The organism is Corynebacterium suedekumii (genome assembly GCF_030252185.1).
Taxonomy (GTDB): Bacteria; Actinomycetota; Actinomycetes; order Mycobacteriales; family Mycobacteriaceae; genus Corynebacterium; species Corynebacterium suedekumii.
This window is the reverse complement of sequence record NZ_CP126970.1, coordinates 1394435-1412149: the sequence shown is the minus strand read 5'-3', so window position 1 is coordinate 1412149 and position 17715 is coordinate 1394435. Positions and strand designations below refer to the sequence as shown.

General features: G+C 68.4%; 17 protein-coding genes. 2 read left to right on the top strand and 15 right to left on the bottom strand.

Annotated features, from left to right (window positions below; all coding sequences use genetic code 11):
• Positions 1–148: 148 nt before the first annotated feature.
• The 4 genes from QP029_RS07125 to QP029_RS07110 all read right to left on the bottom strand — a co-directional run bounded on the left by QP029_RS07125 (position 149) and on the right by QP029_RS07110 (position 3533).
• Positions 149–1468, bottom strand: coding sequence for a fatty acid desaturase family protein (locus tag QP029_RS07125; RefSeq protein WP_284876090.1), 1320 nt, complete (start codon positions 1466–1468; stop codon positions 149–151).
• A 20-nt stretch (positions 1469–1488) separates the two neighbouring features.
• A complete protein-coding gene (locus tag QP029_RS07120; RefSeq protein WP_284876089.1) occupies positions 1489–2532 on the bottom strand; it encodes a ferredoxin reductase in 1044 nt (347 codons plus the stop codon).
• Between the two features lie 83 nt (positions 2533–2615).
• The gene (locus QP029_RS07115) at positions 2616–3122 is read right to left on the bottom strand and encodes a DUF6912 family protein (protein WP_284876088.1); all 507 of its coding nucleotides are present in this window, start codon (positions 3120–3122) and stop codon (positions 2616–2618) included.
• Positions 3123–3533: an HAD-IA family hydrolase gene (locus tag QP029_RS07110; protein WP_284876087.1), complete on the bottom strand. Its 411-nt coding sequence runs from the start codon at positions 3531–3533 to the stop codon at positions 3123–3125.
• 84 nt (positions 3534–3617) lie between these two features.
• On the opposite strand from QP029_RS07110, the gene QP029_RS07105 reads away from it, so the two are divergent.
• Positions 3618–4004, top strand: a complete 387-nt coding sequence (locus QP029_RS07105; protein ID WP_284876086.1) for a hypothetical protein — start codon at positions 3618–3620, stop codon at positions 4002–4004.
• A gap of 4 nt (positions 4005–4008) precedes the next feature.
• Here the strand turns inward: QP029_RS07105 and secA are convergent, their stop codons facing one another.
• From secA to QP029_RS07065, 8 genes are all read right to left on the bottom strand, one after another.
• Positions 4009–6552, bottom strand: coding sequence for a preprotein translocase subunit SecA (gene secA / locus QP029_RS07100; RefSeq protein ID WP_284876085.1), 2544 nt, complete (start codon positions 6550–6552; stop codon positions 4009–4011).
• A gap of 140 nt (positions 6553–6692) precedes the next feature.
• Complete coding sequence (gene hpf, locus QP029_RS07095; RefSeq protein ID WP_284876084.1) at positions 6693–7364, bottom strand: ribosome hibernation-promoting factor, HPF/YfiA family; 672 nt, start codon at positions 7362–7364, stop codon at positions 6693–6695.
• Between the two features lie 83 nt (positions 7365–7447).
• Positions 7448–8068, bottom strand: coding sequence for a ComF family protein (locus QP029_RS07090; RefSeq protein ID WP_284876083.1), 621 nt, complete (start codon positions 8066–8068; stop codon positions 7448–7450).
• Between the two features lie 4 nt (positions 8069–8072).
• Positions 8073–9785 carry an MtrAB system accessory lipoprotein LpqB gene (gene lpqB / locus QP029_RS07085; protein ID WP_284876182.1) on the bottom strand — a complete coding sequence of 571 codons (1713 nt, stop codon included), beginning with the start codon at positions 9783–9785 and terminating at the stop codon, positions 8073–8075.
• A complete protein-coding gene (gene mtrB, locus QP029_RS07080) occupies positions 9785–11290 on the bottom strand; it encodes an MtrAB system histidine kinase MtrB (RefSeq protein WP_284876082.1) in 1506 nt (501 codons plus the stop codon). Before mtrB ends, lpqB begins: the two co-directional genes overlap by 1 nt.
• 120 nt (positions 11291–11410) lie before the next feature.
• Complete coding sequence (gene mtrA / locus QP029_RS07075) at positions 11411–12091, bottom strand: MtrAB system response regulator MtrA (RefSeq protein ID WP_284876081.1); 681 nt, start codon at positions 12089–12091, stop codon at positions 11411–11413.
• 8 nt (positions 12092–12099) lie between these two features.
• Entirely contained in the window at positions 12100–12714 is a 615-nt protein-coding gene (locus tag QP029_RS07070; RefSeq protein ID WP_284876080.1) for a dTMP kinase, read from the bottom strand.
• 7 nt (positions 12715–12721) lie between these two features.
• Positions 12722–13075: a DUF4259 domain-containing protein gene (locus tag QP029_RS07065; RefSeq protein ID WP_284876079.1), complete on the bottom strand. Its 354-nt coding sequence runs from the start codon at positions 13073–13075 to the stop codon at positions 12722–12724.
• Between the two features lie 147 nt (positions 13076–13222).
• On the opposite strand from QP029_RS07065, the gene QP029_RS07060 reads away from it, so the two are divergent.
• On the top strand, positions 13223–14002 hold the full coding sequence (locus QP029_RS07060; protein ID WP_284876078.1) for a hypothetical protein: 780 nt from the start codon (positions 13223–13225) through the stop codon (positions 14000–14002).
• A 91-nt stretch (positions 14003–14093) separates the two neighbouring features.
• On the opposite strand, the gene manA is transcribed toward QP029_RS07060, so the two are convergent.
• Genes manA through QP029_RS07045 form a run of 3 tightly spaced genes read right to left on the bottom strand, consistent with a single transcriptional unit; the run spans position 14094 to position 17665 of the window.
• A complete protein-coding gene (gene manA / locus QP029_RS07055) occupies positions 14094–15254 on the bottom strand; it encodes a mannose-6-phosphate isomerase, class I (RefSeq protein WP_284876077.1) in 1161 nt (386 codons plus the stop codon).
• Entirely contained in the window at positions 15254–16273 is a 1020-nt protein-coding gene (locus QP029_RS07050) for a hypothetical protein (RefSeq protein ID WP_284876076.1), read from the bottom strand. The genes manA and QP029_RS07050 overlap by 1 nt, the downstream gene beginning before the upstream one ends.
• A gap of 24 nt (positions 16274–16297) precedes the next feature.
• Complete coding sequence (locus QP029_RS07045; protein ID WP_284876075.1) at positions 16298–17665, bottom strand: phosphomannomutase/phosphoglucomutase; 1368 nt, start codon at positions 17663–17665, stop codon at positions 16298–16300.
• Between the last annotated feature and the right edge of the window lie 50 nt (positions 17666–17715).

Sequence of the window (17715 nt, the reverse complement as noted above, 5' to 3'; positions counted from 1 at the left end):
CGCTTTCCACGCCAGTTATGCCGGTGAATCCGGGATTTCGGGGGACAACTGGTGCGCAATGAACCGTCCCCGGAAATTGGGGTAGCAGAAACTCCCCGGAATCCGTGATTCCGAGGAGTTCGTGCCACCCGAAGGGACACTCAGGAGGCTAGGCCAGCTGTGCGGCCTCCGCGGCGGCGACCTTCTTTCGCCATTCCGGGGTGCGGCCGGTGAAGTTGAGCAGGCCCTCCTTCAACGTGGGCCGGACCTGCTCGAGCAGCGGCAGGGCGGTGCGCAGACCGGAGCGCTCACCGGTCTCGGAGGCGCCGACCCAGAGCTTCTCGGCGACCTCGGGGTACTTGGTCCACACGGCGTTGGAGCGGACCTCGGGGGCGTTGTCCCGGTCGGCGGCGAGGTACTTGTTGGGCACCGACAGCTTGAGCAGGGTGCGCTGGACCTTGAGCAGCTGGGCGGGGAAGGAGTCGGTGTTGTAGGGCAGGTCGAACTCGCGGCAGATGGCCTCGACACGCGTGCCGATCTCGGCGAGGCGGTTGGACGGCATGTCCGGGTAGATGTGGTGCTCGATCTGGTAGTTGAGGTTGCCGGAGAGGATGGTGAGGATCTTGCCGCCTCGGAAGTTGGCGGAGCCGAGCATCTGGCGGAGGTACCACTCGTCGTGGGTCTCGTTCTTCCACTGTTCCTTGGTGAAGGTCTCGGCCTCGTCGGGGAAGTGACCGCAGAAGATGACGGCGTAGGCCCACACGGAGCGGACGAAGTTGGCGGTGGCGTTGGCGGAGACGGTGCTCATGAAGTTGGGGCCGGACAGGGCCGGGTAGAGCACGTAGTCGCGCAGGCCCTGGGTGCCGGCCTTGCGGACGGTCTCCCAGAACTTCGGGGCGGTCTCCTTCCAGGTGGTACGGCCGGCGGCGAGCTTGCCCAGCTCGACGTCGTAGAAGCCGACGGCCCACTGGAACAGGGACGCGAGGGTGGCGTTGATGAGCGGCTGGAAGGCGTGCATGGCGTTCCATTTGCGGTCGCGGGTGACGCGCAGGACGCCGTAGCCGACGTCGGTGTCCATGCCGAGGATGTTGGTGTACTTGTGGTGGGCGAAGTTGTGGGTGTGCATCCACTGGGAGGAGGGGCAGACGTTGTCCCATTCCCAGGTGGAGGAGTGGATTTCGGGGTCGTTCATCCAGTCCCACTGGCCGTGCATGACGTTGTGTCCGATCTCGAGGTTCTCGAGGATCTTGGACAGGGAGAGCAGGGCGACGCCGGCGATCCAGAAGGGGCGGCGGCCGGAGAAGAGGAGGGCTCCGCGGCCGGCGAACTCGATGTAGCGCTGGGTGCGGATGAGTCCCTTGATGTAGCGGACGTCCTTCTCGCCGAGGTCTGACTCGAACTCCTCCTTGATGGCGTCGAGGCGGCGGCCGATTTCGCGGATGTCCTCGTCGGTGAGGTGGGAGTATGCCTTGATGTTGTCGATTGCCATGGTGATTCTCCTTTGGGCCTTTAGGCGTCGATGACGACGTCGCCGGCGGCCACGCCGACGCAGGTGCGGATGCGGGAGCCGGGTTCCTTGGTGTCGCCGGTGCGCAGGTCGTGGACGTGGCCGTCGACAAGCTCCCGGACGCAGGTCTGGCAGATGCCCATGCGGCAGCCGAAGGGCATCTGGACGCCGGCCTGTTCGCCAGCCTCGAGGATGGTGGTGGCGCCGTCGGCGGTGGTTTCGACGTTGGCGCGGGCGAAGGTGATGGTCCCGCCCTTGGCGTCGGAGGCGCGGTCGAGGGTGAAGCGTTCGACGCGGATCTCCATGTCTTTGTCCTTGGCCCAGGTCTCCAGCTCGTCGAGCATGGTGGCGGGGCCGCAGGCGTAGACGACGCGGTCGGCGTAGTCGGGGACGAGCTCCTCGAGGACGGCGGGTGAGACGCGGCCCTGTTCGGAGGTGACCTGGATGTGGGCGTCGTAGTCGGCGAGGACGTCGCCGAAGATGACGTCGTCGGCGTTGCGGACGGAGTGGACGACCGTGATGTCGGTGCTCTGTCGCTTCTCCTCGAGGGAGCGCAGCATGGCGATGACGGGGGTGACGCCGGAGCCGGCGGTGACGAAGAGGATCTTCTCGGGCAGCGGGTCGGTGAGGTAGAAGTCGCCGGCGGGGGCGGCGAGGCGGACGTTGATGCCCGGCTTCGCGGTGCCGATGAGGTGGTTGGACAGCTTGCCCTTCTCCACGGCGCGGATGGTGATGGAGAACAGCCCGTCGCTGGTGTCGGGGGCGTTGGTGAGGGAATAGCTGCGCCAGGTGAAGCGGCCGTCGACACGCAGGCCGATGCCGATGTACTGGCCGGCCTGGAAGTCGACGGGCACACCCCAGCCGGGCCGGATGGTCAGGTGGATGGTGTCGTCGGGGAAGCGTTCGACGCTGACGATCTTGCCGCGGAGCTCCCGTCGGGACCACAGTGGGTTGACCAGCATGGTGTAGTCGTCGGGCAGCAGTGGCGTGGTGAAGCGCCGGAGTATGCCTCGGACGCTGGCCAGTCCATCGGGTGACGTGGGCATCGACCCCTCCTTTTGAATACAAATGTTACGTTGCCGTAGCCTACGGCAACGTAACTTCGATGTCCACCAACCGGGACGGCGCGTCAGAGCAGTTCGATGAGAAAGGGCAGTTCAGTCGGGTCATAGAAGGCCATGAAATTGTCCTGGGCGTCACCGACGGTCAGCTCAGCCCCCTCGTCGCCGAGATCCGCCTCGTCGACGACCTCGACGGCGGCGCGGGTGGCGGCCTCGGATTCCTCGATGTCGATGTGGATCGCGGCGAGGTCCTCCACCGAGACCTGCGGCGGGGTCAGCCGGACGACGCTCTCCCCCATGTCCGGCTCCGCGCTCACCACGGAGTCGTCCACGTCGACGGAGAGGACCACGCGACGGTGCGGGAAGGTCTCCTCGTCGCCGACGGCGAGCAGCCGCAGGGAGGCCTCGGCGGCGTCGAGGAAGGCGGCGTGGGCGATCTCCTCCTCATCGCCGGCGGTGTAGAACTCCACCAGCGCGGGCGTGACGGCGAAGCCCCAGCCGGAGCGGGCGGTGAGCGTGCCGGTCTCGTTGAGGCCGGCGAGCATGCCGAACGTGGCGGGCAGGTAGACGCGCACCTAGAACTCGCCCTCGATGTCGAAGATGGAGCAGATCTCGATGACCGCGCGGTCGAAGACCTGGTAGAGCACGCCGACGAGGCCGGCCTCGACGGCGGCTCGGACGTTGAGGATCGAGTCGTCGACCATGACGCAGTCGCTCATGGGCAGGTCGATGGCCGCGGCGGCACGCTCGAACGCGGCCTCCTCGGGCTTTTCGGTGCCGATCTCACCGGACAGCAGCACCGCGTCGACGATCCCGTGGTACTCCCACTCGCGGATCCCCTCCGCTCCGGCGCCGCCGGGGTCGTTCGACAGGATGGCGGTGGCCACCCCGTTCGCCCGGGCGGCGGCGAAGAGATCCTTCCACCGTCGCTGGTCTTCCTCGGTGCCGTCGAGGACACCCACATAATCGACAATCAGTCCACGCACTCGTTGCTCCCTCTATCGCCTTTGACGTGTCACAATAGTACCCAGCCCACCCCGCGTCTGCCCTGCCGACACCAGGAGCAGCACATGTTGACCCCTGTCCCCGGACTCACGCACCTCAAGGTGCTGGTTCCCCCGACCCCGCTTATCGACGTCACCCCTCCCCCACCCCGGCACAACACCCCGGCGGTGCAGCACCGCGCGTCCGGACTCGTCCGGATCGCCCTCGAGGTGACGTTCGGGATGCGACCGCCCACGCAACTGACCCGGCGCAGCTTCGCCGACCCGGTGCGCAAACACGTCAGCGCCCGGCTCCGCTCGGGTGCGGGAGCCGGGCGCGGGCCGGTTCGGATCGACACCCTGCACCTGCGCGAGGACGGGGAGATCTTCGGCACGGCCGTGGCCGCCGGCCACGCCCACGCCTTCGCCGCCCGGCTCGACGGGCAGCAGCTGGCCAGCTTCCGGGTGCTCTAGTCCCCTAGACGCTGGTGGTCTCCGGGGCCTCCTGCGGCTGGAACTGCTTGCGCAGCATGAACAGCTGACGGACGGTCTCCTCCTTGATGCCGTCCTTCATGCCGTTGAACATGTCGCCGCCCTCCTTCTGGTACTCCACCAGGGGGTCGCGCTGCGCCATGGCGCGCAGGCCGATGCCCTCCTTGAGGTAGTCCATCTCGTAGAGGTGCTCGCGCCACTTCGTGTCGATCACCGGCAGGATGACCATGCGCTCGATGTTGCGCATCTGGGCCTCGCCGCCGATGGCGGAGACGTTGGTCTCCAGCTCGTCGTACTGGGCCTGCGCGTCGGCGGTCAGGGCCTCGCGGAGCTGCTCGGCGGTGAGTTCGCCCGGGGCGCCGTACTCGGCGCCGTCGACAAGCTCCTGCCAGGTGAAGCTTGGACCGTACAGGGACTCCAGCGCGTTCCACAGCTCGTCGAGGTTCCAGTCCTCCACGAAGCCGACCGCGGTGGCGCCGTCGACGTAGGCGCCGACGGTCTCGTCGATCATGCGGCGGATGTTGTCGGCGATGTCCTTGGACTCGAGGATCTCGCGACGCTCGGCGTAGATGACCTTGCGCTGCTCGTTGAGCACCTCGTCGTACTTGAGCACGTTCTTGCGCATCTCGAAGTTCTGGTTCTCCACCTGGGACTGCGCACCCTTGATGGAGTTGGTGACCATCTTCGCCTCGATCGGCACATCGTCCGGGACGTTGAGACGGTTCATCATGTTCTCCATCGACTGGCCGACGAAGCGGACCATGAGATCATCGCGCATGGAGAGGTAGAACCGCGTGGCGCCCGGATCACCCTGACGGCCGGAACGACCGCGGAGCTGATTGTCGATGCGGCGGGACTCGTGCCGCTCCGTGCCCAGGACGTAGAGGCCACCGGCCTCCCGGACCTCATCACCCAGGCGGGCCGCCTTGTCCTTGACCTTCGGCAGCTCCTCGTCCCACGCGGCCTGGTAGGCCTCCTCGTCCTCGAAGGGGTCGAGGCCACGGGCACGCAGCTTGATGTCACAGATGACGTCCGGGTTGCCGCCGAGCACGATGTCGGTACCACGGCCGGCCATGTTGGTGGAGACGGTGACCGCGGCCGGCAGACCGGCCTGGGCGATGATCTCACCCTCCTGCTCGTGATGCTTGGCGTTGAGCACCTTGTGGGCGATGCCGCGCTTCTGCAGCAACTGCGAAAGGTACTCGGAACGCTCGACGGAGGTGGTGCCCACGAGGACGGGCTGCTTCTTGGCCACCCGCTCGGCGATGTCATCGGCGACGGCGGCGAACTTCGCCTCCTGCGTCTTGTACACGCGGTCGGTGAGGTCCTCGCGCTGGTTGGGACGGTTCGTCGGGATCGGGACGACGTCGAGCTTGTAGATCTGATGCAGCTCGGCGGCCTCGGTCTCGGCGGTACCGGTCATGCCGGCCAGCTTGTCGTAGAGGCGGAAGTAGTTCTGGAGGGTGACGGTGGCCAGGGTCTGGTTCTCGTTCTTGATCTCCACCCCCTCCTTCGCCTCGATGGCCTGGTGCATGCCCTCGTTGTAGCGACGGCCCGCGAGCACACGGCCGGTGAACGCGTCGACGATCATGACCTCACCGTTGCGGACGATGTAGTCCTTGTCCCGGTTGAACAGCTCCTTCGCCTTGAGGGAGTTGTTGAGGTAGCTCACCAGCTGGGAATGCTCCGGGGCGTAGAGGTTGTCGATGCCGAGCTGGTCCTCCACATAGCCCACACCCTCCTCGAGCACACCGATGGTGCGCTTGCGGTGGTCCACCTCGTAGTGGATGCCCTCCTTCATGCGCGGGGCGAGCTGGGCGAAGACGTTGTAGAACTGCGAGGAACCGTCGACCGGGCCGGAGATGATGAGCGGGGTACGGGCCTCGTCGATGAGGATGGAGTCCACCTCATCGACGATGGCGTAGTTGTGGCCACGCTGCACCAGGTCCCCCAGGGAGCGGGCCATGTTGTCGCGCAGGTAGTCGAAGCCCAGCTCGTTGTTCGTGCCGTAGGTGATGTCGGCGTTGTAGGCCGCGCGACGCTGGTCCGGGCGCATCTCGGAGAGGATGACGCCGACCTCGAGACCGAGGAAGCGGTGGACACGACCCATCATCTCGGCGTCACGGCGCGCGAGGTAGTCGTTGACCGTGACGATGTGCACGCCCTTGCCCTCGAGCGCGTTGAGGTAGGCGGCCAGCACGGAGGTCAGGGTCTTGCCCTCACCGGTCTTCATCTCGGCGACGTTGCCGAAGTGGAGCGCGGCGCCGCCCATGACCTGCACGTGGTAGTGCTTCTGCCCCAGCACGCGCCACGACGCCTCCCGCACGGTGGCGAAGGCCTCGAGCAGGATCGAGTCGAGGTCCTCACCGTCGGCCAGCCGGGCCTTGAACTCACCTGTCTTCGCCTTGAGCTCGGCGTCGGTGAGGGAGGTGTACTCGTCCTCCAGGGCAATGACATCGTCGGCGATCTTGCTCAGTCGCTTGACGGTGCGACCTTCGCCGGCCCTGAGCAGCTTGGACAGTCCAAACACGTGCAGTCGTCCTTCATCTGTAGGGGAAAATCTTCCACATCTATCTTCTGCGTCATTCTACGCACACGACGACACCGCCGTCCCCGTCGGCTGTGGGCCAGTCGGGACGGCGGTGATCGGGGGTTTTAACTACGTCGTGACTACTCGGTGTCCTCAGCGGCGAGGGAGATGAGACCGTAGTCGAACGCGTGGCGGCGGTACACCACCGACGGACGCTGGGTCTCCTCGTTGATGAAGAGGTAGAAGTCATGGCCGACCAGCTCCATCTCGGAGAGCGCGTCATCCACCGACATGGGGACGGCGGCGTGCTCCTTGGTGCGGACGACCTGACCCGGGACCTGCTCGTCGATCGAGTCGGCGTAGGGGTCGACGTCGTACTGGCTCTGAGCCTCGCGGGCCTTCTCGGCCTCCTGCACGATCTCGGCCGCCACGACACCGGCGCCCTGCGGCGCACGGTGGCCGGAACGGGCGATGGAACGACGGGCCTTGACCTTGCGCAGGGAGCGCTCCATCTTGGCCAGCGCAGTCTCGAGTGCGGCGTAGAAGCTGTCCTCCTTGGCCTCGGCGCGGGCGATGTGGCCCTTGCCGGTGGCGGTGATCTGGATGCGGTCCGACTCGGACTCGCGGCGCGGGTTCGGCTCGTGCTGAAGCTCCACGTGGAAGAAGGTCAACGTCGGGTCGAGGCGCTCGATCTTGGCGAGCTTGCCGTTGACGCGCTCGGCGAAGTGCTCCGGCACCTCGACGTTTCGACCCGTGATGGTGACCTGTGCTTCGGGGCTCAGGACGTCGGTGTTCTCAGCAGGTGATGTCATCTGCTTCCTCCCTAATTGGTGGGACAACTCGTACTCTCATAGTACATCTGGTCATAACCATCCAGCCACGAACCCCGATTCTTTTATGCGTGAGCGATCACGACTGCCCCGCACACCGTCACCCCCGCAGCGGTGAGGACTTCGGCGGCCGCAGCGAGGGTGGAACCGGTGGTGACGACGTCGTCGACGAGCAGCACCGGGCCCGTGGGCACGTGGCGCAGCTCGACGGAGCCGGCGAGGTTGCGACGCCGCGCCTCCGCGTCGAGGCCCACCTGGTCACGGACGGTGGAACGGTGCCGCAGGGCGGGAGTGACCGGCAGTCCGGCGGCACGGCACAGGTCGGTGACGTGGTCACCGCCGCGCAGGCGCGCGGAGCGCGCTCGGGTGGGGGCGGGGACGAGGGTGAGGGGCACGGGGGCGTCGATACGGTCGGGCAGCTCCCCGCGGGCCTGCAGATGCGTGACGGCGGCGGCGAGCACGGGCCCGATCAGACTGCGGACGGCGAGGTTGCCGCGTTCCTTCATGGCGAGGATGACGCCGCGGTGGGTGCCGGCGTAGGGGCCGAGCGACCACATCGGAACGTGGGTGTCCACGGGGGTGACCACGCGGACCGGCGGGCGGCGCAATCGCTCGCGGCACGGACCGCAGAGGACCTGCCCCGGGTCGCCGCAGCCGGCGCAGCGACGTGGCAGGAGCAGGTCCACGGCGTCAGTTGGCCACGATCGGGGCGGAGCGGACACCCTGCAGGCCGGCGACCTCGCGCCAGAAGACGGTGTCGGATCCGTCGGTGGGCAGCTGGAGGACGGCACGGGCGTCGGTGATGAACACCGTCGACGGGGAGGCCGCGACCGCGACCACCGGAGCGGTGACGTTGCCGCCGGGCAGCGAGGTGACGGCCGAGCCGTCCTGCTCGACCCGCCACACCGGGGTCTCCGGGGTGGAGGTGCCCACGATGATGGAGCCGTCGGGCTGCCAGTCGAGCGAGAGCGCGGTGCCCGCGAGCTGCGGGGCGAGCTCGACGACGTTGTCGATGCGCCGTTCGATGGGCCCGGAGCGGGTGACCACGCCGGTGAATACCCGGCCCTCGATGATCATGGCGACCCGGGTGCCGGTTCGGTGCAGGCGGAGGACGGAGATGTCGCCGCTGAGCCCCTCGAGGGCGGAGATGTCGACGTCGCTGCGGGAGAACTCGTCGGTGGCGCCGGAGTAGACGACGCGGACGACGGTGCGGCCGTCGATGACCACCCACTGGGAGTCCGGGTCGAGCTCGAAGGTGGGCCGGGAGATGGTCTCGGCGGTCAGCGCCTCCTCCATGGGGCCGTCGACGGTACCGGCGAGCAGCGCGAACTCGTCACCCTGCCGGCGCACGGCCGCGGCAGCCCCCTCCTGGGAGATGTCCACCGAGGTGAGATCACCGATGGAACCGAGATCCCCCTCGAGGGGTTCGACGGTGTTGGAGCCGACCCGGTGGACGATGCCGTCGGTGAGTGCGAACAGCGGCACATTCGACGTCGCGGAGACCGTCGGGTTGTACTCGGCGAAATCATCACTGGTCAGCTCACCGAAGCCTGGCGCCACGGGCGCCCCGTCCATCTGGACGGCGTAGGGCTCGGGGATGTTGGCCATGGCGAGAGTCCACACGAGCTGGGCGGCGAAGCGCAGACGGGCGTCCGGGTCGACGCCGGTGAAACCGGTGAAGTTGTAGATGCCGTCCGTCACCCCGGCGAAGGTCGCGTCCGCCGGGACCGGGTTGTTCACCGCCGGGGCGAGGGTCTGGGACGGGCCCTGCATGAGCAGGGAGATCAGCGCGGTGTCCAGGCCCTGGTGGTCGGAATGGATCCACCGGCGGTCACCGACGAGGACGGTGTCGGAGGGGTCGAGGAAGAACACGCGGTGCGGCTGGTACTGGTTACGCAGCTCAGTGCGCTCGAGGACGATGCCCGAGGGCAGCGAGGTGATCCGCCACTCGTCCTCGTCGTTGCGCTCCATGGTGATCGTCGCCTCGTAGGTGCCGTTCTCCGGGACGTAGGACCCGCCGGTGTTGATGCGGCCGATGACCGAGGCGCGGACGTCGAAGGCCCGGCGTTCGGCGGTGGAGCCGACCTGGGTGATCAGGTCGATGCGGTCGACCACCAGGGTCGACTGCCGGGGGTCCCAGCGGTCGGCGGTGCCGGGTGCGAGATAGGACCGCGCGGCGACGTAGTCCTGGGTGGGCCGGGCGGAGGCGGAGTAGAAGTCACGCAGCAGCAGGTCCGGCTCCCGGCCCGGCTGCGGGCCGAGGTTGGTCGGCTGCTCCACCGGCGGCTCGAAGGAGCGGATGGCCTGCGGCTCGGTGTTGGTGGGCAGGGTGGTACAGCCGGCGATGAGGGCGGCGGCCGCGGCTACGGCCGCCAGGGAACGGATCGGACGGAACCTGGTCATCATGTCGCATCGTCCTCGCTGGCAGTGCCGGCAGTGCTTGCAGTGTCGGCCGGCCGGGTCGGGGCGGCGGGAGCCACGAGCGCCAGGGGGCTCTCCTGCCAGGTGACGCCTGGCTCGCGGGGCAGGGTCATGCGGAACTGGGAGCCCACGCCCGGGGTGCCGGCGGCGTCGAGGACACCGCCGTGGAGGACCACGTCCTCGCGGGCGATAGCCAGGCCGAGACCGGTGCCGCCGGAGTGGCGTTTGCGGGAGGCGTCGGCGCGCCAGAAACGGTTGAACACCAGGTCCTCGTGGCCGGGTTTGAGGCCGACGCCATGGTCGGAGACCCGGATGGCCACGGCCTCCTCGGTGGCCGCGAGGTCGACGTCGACGGGGTTGCCCTCGGAGTGGTCGATGGCGTTGGCCAGGAGGTTACGCAGGACGCGTTCGATGCGGCGGGGGTCACCGGTCATGTAGACGGGCTCGTCGGGGGTGTGGAACCGGACCTCGACGTCGAGCTTCTCGGCGAGGTGGTCGACCTGTTCCCAGGCGGCGGTGATGCAGGCGCAGATGTCGATGCGGGCCTCGGCGAGGTCGGCCATGCCGGCGTCGTGGCGGGAGATCTCCAGCAGGTCGGCGAGCAGTTCCTCGAAACGGTCAAGTTCCCGGGTCATGAGCTCGGAGGCGCGGCGGGTGTGCGGTTCCAGGCTGTCGGGGTCGGAGGCGATCATGTCGGCGGCCATGCGCACGGTGGTCAGCGGGGTGCGCAGCTCGTGGGAGACGTCGGAGGTGAACTGGCGTTGGAGGTTGCCGTACTCCTCGAGCTGGTGGATCTGGCGGGAGAGTTTCTCCGCCATGTCGTTGAAGCTCAGCGCCAGTCGGGCCATCTCGTCCTCGCCGTCGACGACCATGCGTTCGCGCAGGTGGCCGGCGGCCAGGCGCTGGGCGATGCGGGAGGCGGAGCGGACGGGCGCGGTGACCTGCTGGGTGGCCAGCCAGGCGATACCGACTAGCAGGACCACGACGACGACGCCGGCGGCCGAGAGCAGGCCGCGGACCAGCGCCAGAGTGGACTCGTCGGACTCCATCGACAGGACCAGGTAGACCTGCAGCCCGGGGATGTCCGCCTCGGTGGGGGTGCCGATGACCAGGGCGTTATAGGTGGAGCCGTCCGCCCGGTCGATGGTGGCGAACTGGTAGGAGACCTGGTCCTCGCTGACGAAGCGGCGCAGCTTCTCCGGGATGCGGTAGCCCTCGGGCGAGGTGGTGAGCACGCCCTCCTGGTCGGCGACGACGAGGACGGGTTCATAGACGGCGGTGGTCTCCCCGGTCTGGACGCTGCGCTGGGTCAGCGCCGCGCGGGCGGAGTTGAGCCGCACCTGCACGGTGCTGGAGGAACCGGTGGCGTCGATCTGCTGCTCGACGGCAGTGCGCGCCCGGTCGATCTCCGAGGTGGCGATGTCGAGTTTGGAGTCGACGAGCCGGGAGGTGACCACCGAGATCAGCGCCATGCCGAGGATGGTCATGACCACGGCGGAGGCGACGAAGATCAGCCCGATGACACGTACCTGCAGGGAGGTCCGCCAGGTCTCGGAAATCCTCTCCCAGATGCGGCGCAGCCGCGTGGCAAGGGTGGACAGGATGGGCTACTCCCCCAGTCCCGTCTTGTAGCCCACGCCACGGACGGTGAGCACGATCTGCGGGTTCTCGGGATCCTTCTCGATCTTCGCGCGCAGGCGCTGCACGTGCACGTTGACCAGGCGGGTGTCGGAGGCGTGGCGGTAACCCCACACGGTCTCCAGGAGTTCCTCGCGGGTGTGCACCTGGCGGGGCTTGCGTGCCAGTTCGAGCAGGAGGTCGAACTCGAGCGGGGTCAGGGAGATCTCCTCGTCGCCGCGCTTGACGGTGTGCTCGGGCACGTCGATGGTGAGGTCACCGACCTCGAGGATCTCGGTGGGCACGTCGTCGGTGCGACGCAGGCGCGCCCGGATGCGGGCGACGAGCTCCTTCGGCTTGAAGGGCTTGGTGATGTAGTCGTCGGCGCCGGTCTCCAGGCCGAGAACGACGTCCACGGTGTCGGTCTTGGCGGTGAGCATGACGATCGGCACGGAGGACTCCTGCCGGATCGCCCGGCAGATGTCCACGCCGTTCATGCCGGGCAGCATGAGGTCGAGGAGGATGAGGTCGGGCTGGTGTTCCCGGAACGCCCCGACGGCCTCGGTGCCGTCCATGACGGGGATCGGTTCGAATCCCTCGGTCTCCAGGACGAGTCCGAGCATGTCGGAGATGGAGGGGTCGTCATCGACGACGAGAATCTTGGCAACCATGGCAGTCCTTAGAGCGTCGTGGAGCGTCGAGAAGTGATTTCTTGCAGGATAACGCCCGCATCGGCCGTGACCAGCCATCGACCCGCCCAGCCCTGCTCCGCCAGGCGCAGATAGGCGTCGTAGGTACGCTGCTGCAGCCCCGCGTCACGCTCGTAGCGGTCACGTTCGCGGGCGCTGTCCCGCTCCGCACGCATCCTCGCGCGTTGCGACGCCGTCTCCGGCGGCGTGTCCAGCAGCACCTGCAGGTCCGGACGGGGCAGACCCAGGCGCCCGAACTCCAGGTCATGGACCCAGTCCATCACCGCGTCATCATTCAGGCGGGCGGCGGAGTAGGCCGCGTTGGAGGCGACGTAGCGGTCGAGCAGGAGAATCTCGTCGGAGTCGACGTAACGTTCCACCTGCTCCTTCGCCCCGTGCCGGTCGAGCGCGAACAGGGTGGCCATGGCGTAGGCCGAGTCCGTCAGGTCCCCCATCCGGCCATGCAGCGCGTCGGCCGCCAGCTGGGCGTGGAGGGAGTCGTCGTAGCGGGGGAAGGAGAGGACGTCGGCCTCGACCTGCTCCCGGATCGCCGTCACGAGCGTGTTCTTGCCGGCACCGTCAATGCCTTCGATGGTGATGATCATGAACGGCTCAGGACAGCGCTTCCGTGAAGGCGTCGACGTCCTCGTCGTCCTCCACGGTCTCGAGCACACCGGCGGCGGCGGCGTTGAGTTCCTCATCGCCCTCGCCGATGAGTTCGCGGACATAAGGGTAGGAATCGGCGACATCACCGGCGGAGTAGGGCGCGCCGGCCCAGATCGCGGCCAGGGTGGCGGCGGCCAGTCCGTTGAGCCGCTCGGTCTCCGAGACCTTGTCCTGCTTGAGTACCAGCAGGCAGGCGTCACGCACGGCCTCGACGACCTCGGCCGAGCTGAGCTCGCCCAGTTCGTCCAGGAAGTCCACGTTGTCGTCTTCGGCGAAGATGGCGACGTCCCATGTGCTCATGGTCATCAGTCCTCTCATGTGTGATTAAGCATTCATATCAGTGGCTGTCAGAGTGTCGCATCGTATTAGCGGTCGTGCCTTACGACGCCGTCTGCTATGTTGTTACCGAGTTGTTACCAGGAAATCCAACGAAGGGACTTATCCGAGGTGAACACCGACAACCGCCGCGTCTACATCTTCATCACCATCGGCCTCATTGCCGCCGTGATCGTGGGTGTAGCCGTCTGGCGTGCGGGCACTCCGGTGACCCCTTCCGCCTCCGATACTGCCACGCAGACACCGGAAGTATCCACCGTCTCCGAGGCGTCGCGGACCAGCACCACCATCCGCCCCACCGAAGAGACCGACACCGAGCAGCAGGCGCAGGCAGTGGTCTCCCCAGAAGTGGACGATCCCTACCTCGCACCCAACGCCGTCGTCCGCGCCGCCCCGCAGACCATCGAGCCGACGGTGGCCTACCGCCCCGAGAACGTCACCCCGTACGTCGGCGGTGACACGCCGGCCACGTCCGAGCCGACCGAGCCCGGCTCCTCCGACGGCCAGCTGCCGCAGCGAGCTCCGGGCACCCCGGAGACCGAGACGGACCAGCCGACCGAGACGACCCCGGCCGAGCCCACCGGCCCGACCGAGCCGTCCGCGCCGTCCGAGCCCTCCGCGCCCACGGATCCGACCACCCCGCTGATCCCGGAGGAGACGGTGCTCCCCGGCCTCACCCCGGAGACCGCCGCCCCCGATGATCAGCCGACGGTGGCCTCCCTGCTCACCACCCCGGACGATGACACCAGTCCGGCCCCGACCCAGGAGGTCGAGGCACCCGCTGATACCCCGGCCGAGGCTGCGACGTCTCAGCCCGCGGAGCCGTCGGAGCCCCAGCGCGCCCAGGCCGGCCCGCTGCGCTTCTGGCCCTTCAGCTCCTGGCTGAGCTGACACCCGGTCTGACCATAGGAATCAGAACATCCCCTGCGCTGCAGCGCAGGGGATGTCCCCGTTTGCAGGGTCCGCCCAGGAACCCGGACGGTCAGGCGCAGGCGATGAACACTTCGGCGCTCTCGGCGGCGGTCGCGGTGACCGGACCGTCGGCGGCCGGGATCCAGGCGGCGTCGCCCGGGTTGAGTTCGATGTCGCCGACCATGACCTTGCCGGCGGTGCACAGGGCGATGGCGGGGCCGTCATGGTCGATGGTCCACGGTGCGGCGTCGGTGACCTCACGGCGGGTGAGACGGAACTCCGGCACGGGGACCGGGTACTCGCCGTCCTCGGGTTCGACGATGAGCTCGGACAGGGATGTGAAGTCGAGGACGCGGACGAGTTCGGGGACGTCGACGTACTTGGAGGTCAGGCCGCCGCGCAGGACGTTGTCGGAGTTGGCCATGACCTCGACACCCAGGCCGCGGACGTAGGCGTGGAGTTGGCCCGCGTCGAGGTAGATCGCCTCGCCGGGCTGGAGGGTGACGTGGTTGAGCAGGAGGGCGCCGAGGACGCCGATGTCCCCCGGGTAGCGGTCCTGGAGTTCGAGGACGGTGCGCAGGACGCCGGAGATCCAGTCGTCGCGGTCGAGGTGGTCGGCGGCGGCGGTGACCACGGCGTCGATGAGTTCGGTGCGGGCGGAGCCGGGGATGGTGATCCAGGTGGTGAACAGCCCGCGGAGGCTGTCGGCCTCGTTGGCCGGGTCGAGGATGGTGAGGTAGCGGTCGAGCTGGGGGCAGGAGAGGACGTCGAAGAGCTCCCGGGTCTGCTCGAGCGGGCGGAAGCCGGCCATGGCGTCGAACTCGGTGAGGGCGACGATGAGTTCGGGCTTGTGGCTGGGGTCCTTGTAGTTACGGTTGCCGGCGCCCAGGGGGATGCCCTGGTGGTCCTCGCGGGCGTAGCCCTCCTCGGCCTGCTCGGCCGACGGATGGGCCTGCAGGGACAGGGGCTCGGCGGCGGCGAGGAGCTTGAGCAGGAAGGGCAGGCCGTCGCCGTGCTCGGCGCGCACGCGGGGACCCAGGGCCGCGTCGGGGTCGGCGGCGATGATGTCGGTCAGGGGCGTGCCGTCGATGGTGGACGGGGCGCCGGGGTGGGCGCCGAACCACAGCTCGGCCTCGGGCCGGTCGGACGGCACCGGCAGGCCGCGCAGCTGCGGGATGAGCGTGCGCGATCCCCACGGGTAGGTCCGGAGCACTCCGGTCAGCTGCTGCATTAGTAGTCCTCCACTGGTGGATCCGGCAGATCGTAGGTCGCCGCGGCGAGTCCGCGGGTGATCAGTTTCAGGGCCCCGGTGGCCGGTCCGACCCCGGGTGTGTCGCAGGTGACGGCCAGGGCGTGCGGAATGGTGTCCGCGGCGTCGGGCCCTTCGGGCTCCTGCGCCCAGACAACGGTCTTCAACGGTAGCAGGGCGCCGGGGCCGTCCAGGAACGGGTCGTGGAAGATGTCGTCACGCGGCGGCGCAGCCGGGGCGGACATGGCGCCGGCGGCCAGCTCGTCCAGGTCGGCGGCGCCGGAGGGGATGCCCTTGAGGGTCCACAGGTCGGCGACGAGTTCGGCGACAGCGAAGCCGAGGCCCGGCCGGCCGGTGTGGGTCAACCGCGCCCCGTCGGCGAATTCGCGGAGCTGGCGGCCGGGGTTGACCATGGAGTCGCGTTCCGGGGAGAGCTGTTCGAGTTCCTCGTCGAGGACCTGGGCGATCTCCTCGAGCCGGGAGGTGACGAACTCGGTGTCCTCCTCCAGCAGGTCGAGGACGGTGCCGATCGAGGTGATGGCGCGCGCCGGTGAGGCGCCGAGGACGGTGGGCAGGGCGGGGATGGTGATGGTGGCGGCGGGGGCGTCGTCAAGAATCGGTCCGCGGGCGGGCCCGACGAGGACGGTGACGGCGCCGCGGCGGTCGGCGGTGATGAGCGCCTGGGAGACGTCGGGCGCGTCGGCCCGGTCGCCGACGACGATGACCACGTCGAGCGGGCCGACGTAGCCGGGGAGGGTGTCGGTGATCACCAGCGGCAGGCGGAGCGGGCTGCGCACGGCGTTGACGAAGCGCGCCGACGCATGCGCGACCTGGTCGGTGGCCAGCACGACGACGCTGCGGGGGTTCATCCCGTACAGCCCCGACAGCGCGTCGACGGCCCCGGCGACGGCGCGGACCTGCGCGCCCTCGTGGGCGACGTCGTAGAAGGCGACCGTCTCCCGGTCGTAGCCGGAACCGTCGTAGTAGCTGTCTGGGTTCATGCCCACAGGATACGTCCCTGGCCGTCAGGCCCGGATGACGCCGAGGATCTCCGCCACGAGTTCATCGACCTCGGCCCGGGTGGGTGCCTCGACGTTGAGGCGCAGCAACGGCTCGGTGTTGGAGGCGCGGACGTTGAACCACGCCTTCGTGTCCTTGAGTTCCACGGTGACGCCGTCGAGGTCGTCGACGGACTCGATGCGGTCGGCGAAGGCGTCGAGCACCGCCTGAGTGCTGGCGGCCTGGTCGGCGACGGTGGAGTTGATCTCGCCGGAGGCCTCGTAGCGGTTGTACTCGGCCATCATCTCGCTCAGCGGGCGGTCCTGGGCGCCGAGGGCGGCGAGGACGTGCATGGCGGCGAGGATGCCGGAGTCGGCGTTGAAGAACTCGGTGAAGTAGTAGTGCGCAGAGTGCTCGCCGCCGAAGACGGCGCCGGTCTCGGCCATGGTGGCCTTGATGAAGGAGTGGCCCACGCGGGTGCGCACGGCGGTGCCGCCGTTCTCCGCGATGACCTCCGGCACAGACTTGGAGGTGATGAGGTTGTGGATGATGGTGGCACCGGGGTGCTCCGCCAGGTACCGCTTGGCGACGATCGCGCAGATCGCCGAGGGGCTCACCGGGTCACCGTTCTCATCGATGACGAAGCAGCGGTCGGCGTCGCCGTCGAAGGCCAGGCCGATGTCCGCGCCCTGCTCCACGGTGAACTGCTGCAGGTCCACGAGGTTCTTCGGGTCCAGCGGGTTGGCCTCGTGGTTGGGGAAGGTGCCGTCGAGCTCGAAGTAGAGCGGGCGGATGTCCAGCGGCAGGCCGCGGAACACCTCGGGCACGGTGTGTCCGCCCATGCCGTTGGCGGCGTCGACGGCGACGACCAGCGGCCGGATGTCGCTCAGGTCGACGAGGTCACGGAGGTAGGCACCGTAGTCGGTGAGCACGTCGCGCTCGGTGACCGAACCCGGCTCGCCCTCGTAGGTGGGGACGCCGTCGACGAGCATGTCGATGATCTCCGCCAGGCCGGTCTGCTGGCCCACCGGGCGGGCCCCGGAGCGGCACAGCTTGATGCCGTTGTACTCGGCCGGGTTGTGGGAGGCGGTGAACATCGCGCCGGCGCAGTTCAGGGTGCCGGAGGCGAAGTAGAGCTCGTCGGTGGAGGTCAGTCCCAGCATGACCACGTCCACACCCTGGGAGATGACGCCCTGAGCGAAGGCGGCGGCCAGCTCAGGTGAGGAGGGGCGCATGTCATAGCCGACGGCCACGAGCGTCTCGCCCTCCCCGCGGAGGAGATGGCCGAAGGCTCCGCCGGTCTCACGGATGAAGTCGGCGTCGATGTCACGGCCGACGACACCACGGACGTCATAGGCCTTGATCACGGAGGTGACGGATTCACGGGTACGCATGAGGGGTCATATTACCCCCACGTCCGCCCCCTGGCGTGCGGCGCAGTGGA

Bases quoted from the DNA above. Each gene is read 5' to 3' on its own strand.
- QP029_RS07125 (WP_284876090.1), bottom strand. From the start codon at position 1,468: ATGGCAATCGACAACATCAAGGCATACTCCCACCTCACCGACGAGGAC.
- QP029_RS07120 (WP_284876089.1), bottom strand. From the start codon at position 2,532: ATGCCCACGTCACCCGATGGACTGGCCAGCGTCCGAGGCATACTCCGG.
- QP029_RS07105 (WP_284876086.1), top strand. From the start codon at position 3,618: ATGTTGACCCCTGTCCCCGGACTCACGCACCTCAAGGTGCTGGTTCCC.
- hpf (WP_284876084.1), bottom strand. From the start codon at position 7,364: ATGACATCACCTGCTGAGAACACCGACGTCCTGAGCCCCGAAGCACAG.
- lpqB (WP_284876182.1), bottom strand. From the start codon at position 9,785: ATGACCAGGTTCCGTCCGATCCGTTCCCTGGCGGCCGTAGCCGCGGCC.
- mtrB (WP_284876082.1), bottom strand. From the start codon at position 11,290: ATGACCATCCTCGGCATGGCGCTGATCTCGGTGGTCACCTCCCGGCTC.
- mtrA (WP_284876081.1), bottom strand. From the start codon at position 12,091: ATGGTTGCCAAGATTCTCGTCGTCGATGACGACCCCTCCATCTCCGAC.
- QP029_RS07070 (WP_284876080.1), bottom strand. From the start codon at position 12,714: ATGATCATCACCATCGAAGGCATTGACGGTGCCGGCAAGAACACGCTC.
- QP029_RS07065 (WP_284876079.1), bottom strand. From the start codon at position 13,075: ATGAGCACATGGGACGTCGCCATCTTCGCCGAAGACGACAACGTGGAC.
- manA (WP_284876077.1), bottom strand. From the start codon at position 15,254: ATGCAGCAGCTGACCGGAGTGCTCCGGACCTACCCGTGGGGATCGCGC.
- QP029_RS07050 (WP_284876076.1), bottom strand. From the start codon at position 16,273: ATGAACCCAGACAGCTACTACGACGGTTCCGGCTACGACCGGGAGACG.
- QP029_RS07045 (WP_284876075.1), bottom strand. From the start codon at position 17,665: ATGCGTACCCGTGAATCCGTCACCTCCGTGATCAAGGCCTATGACGTC.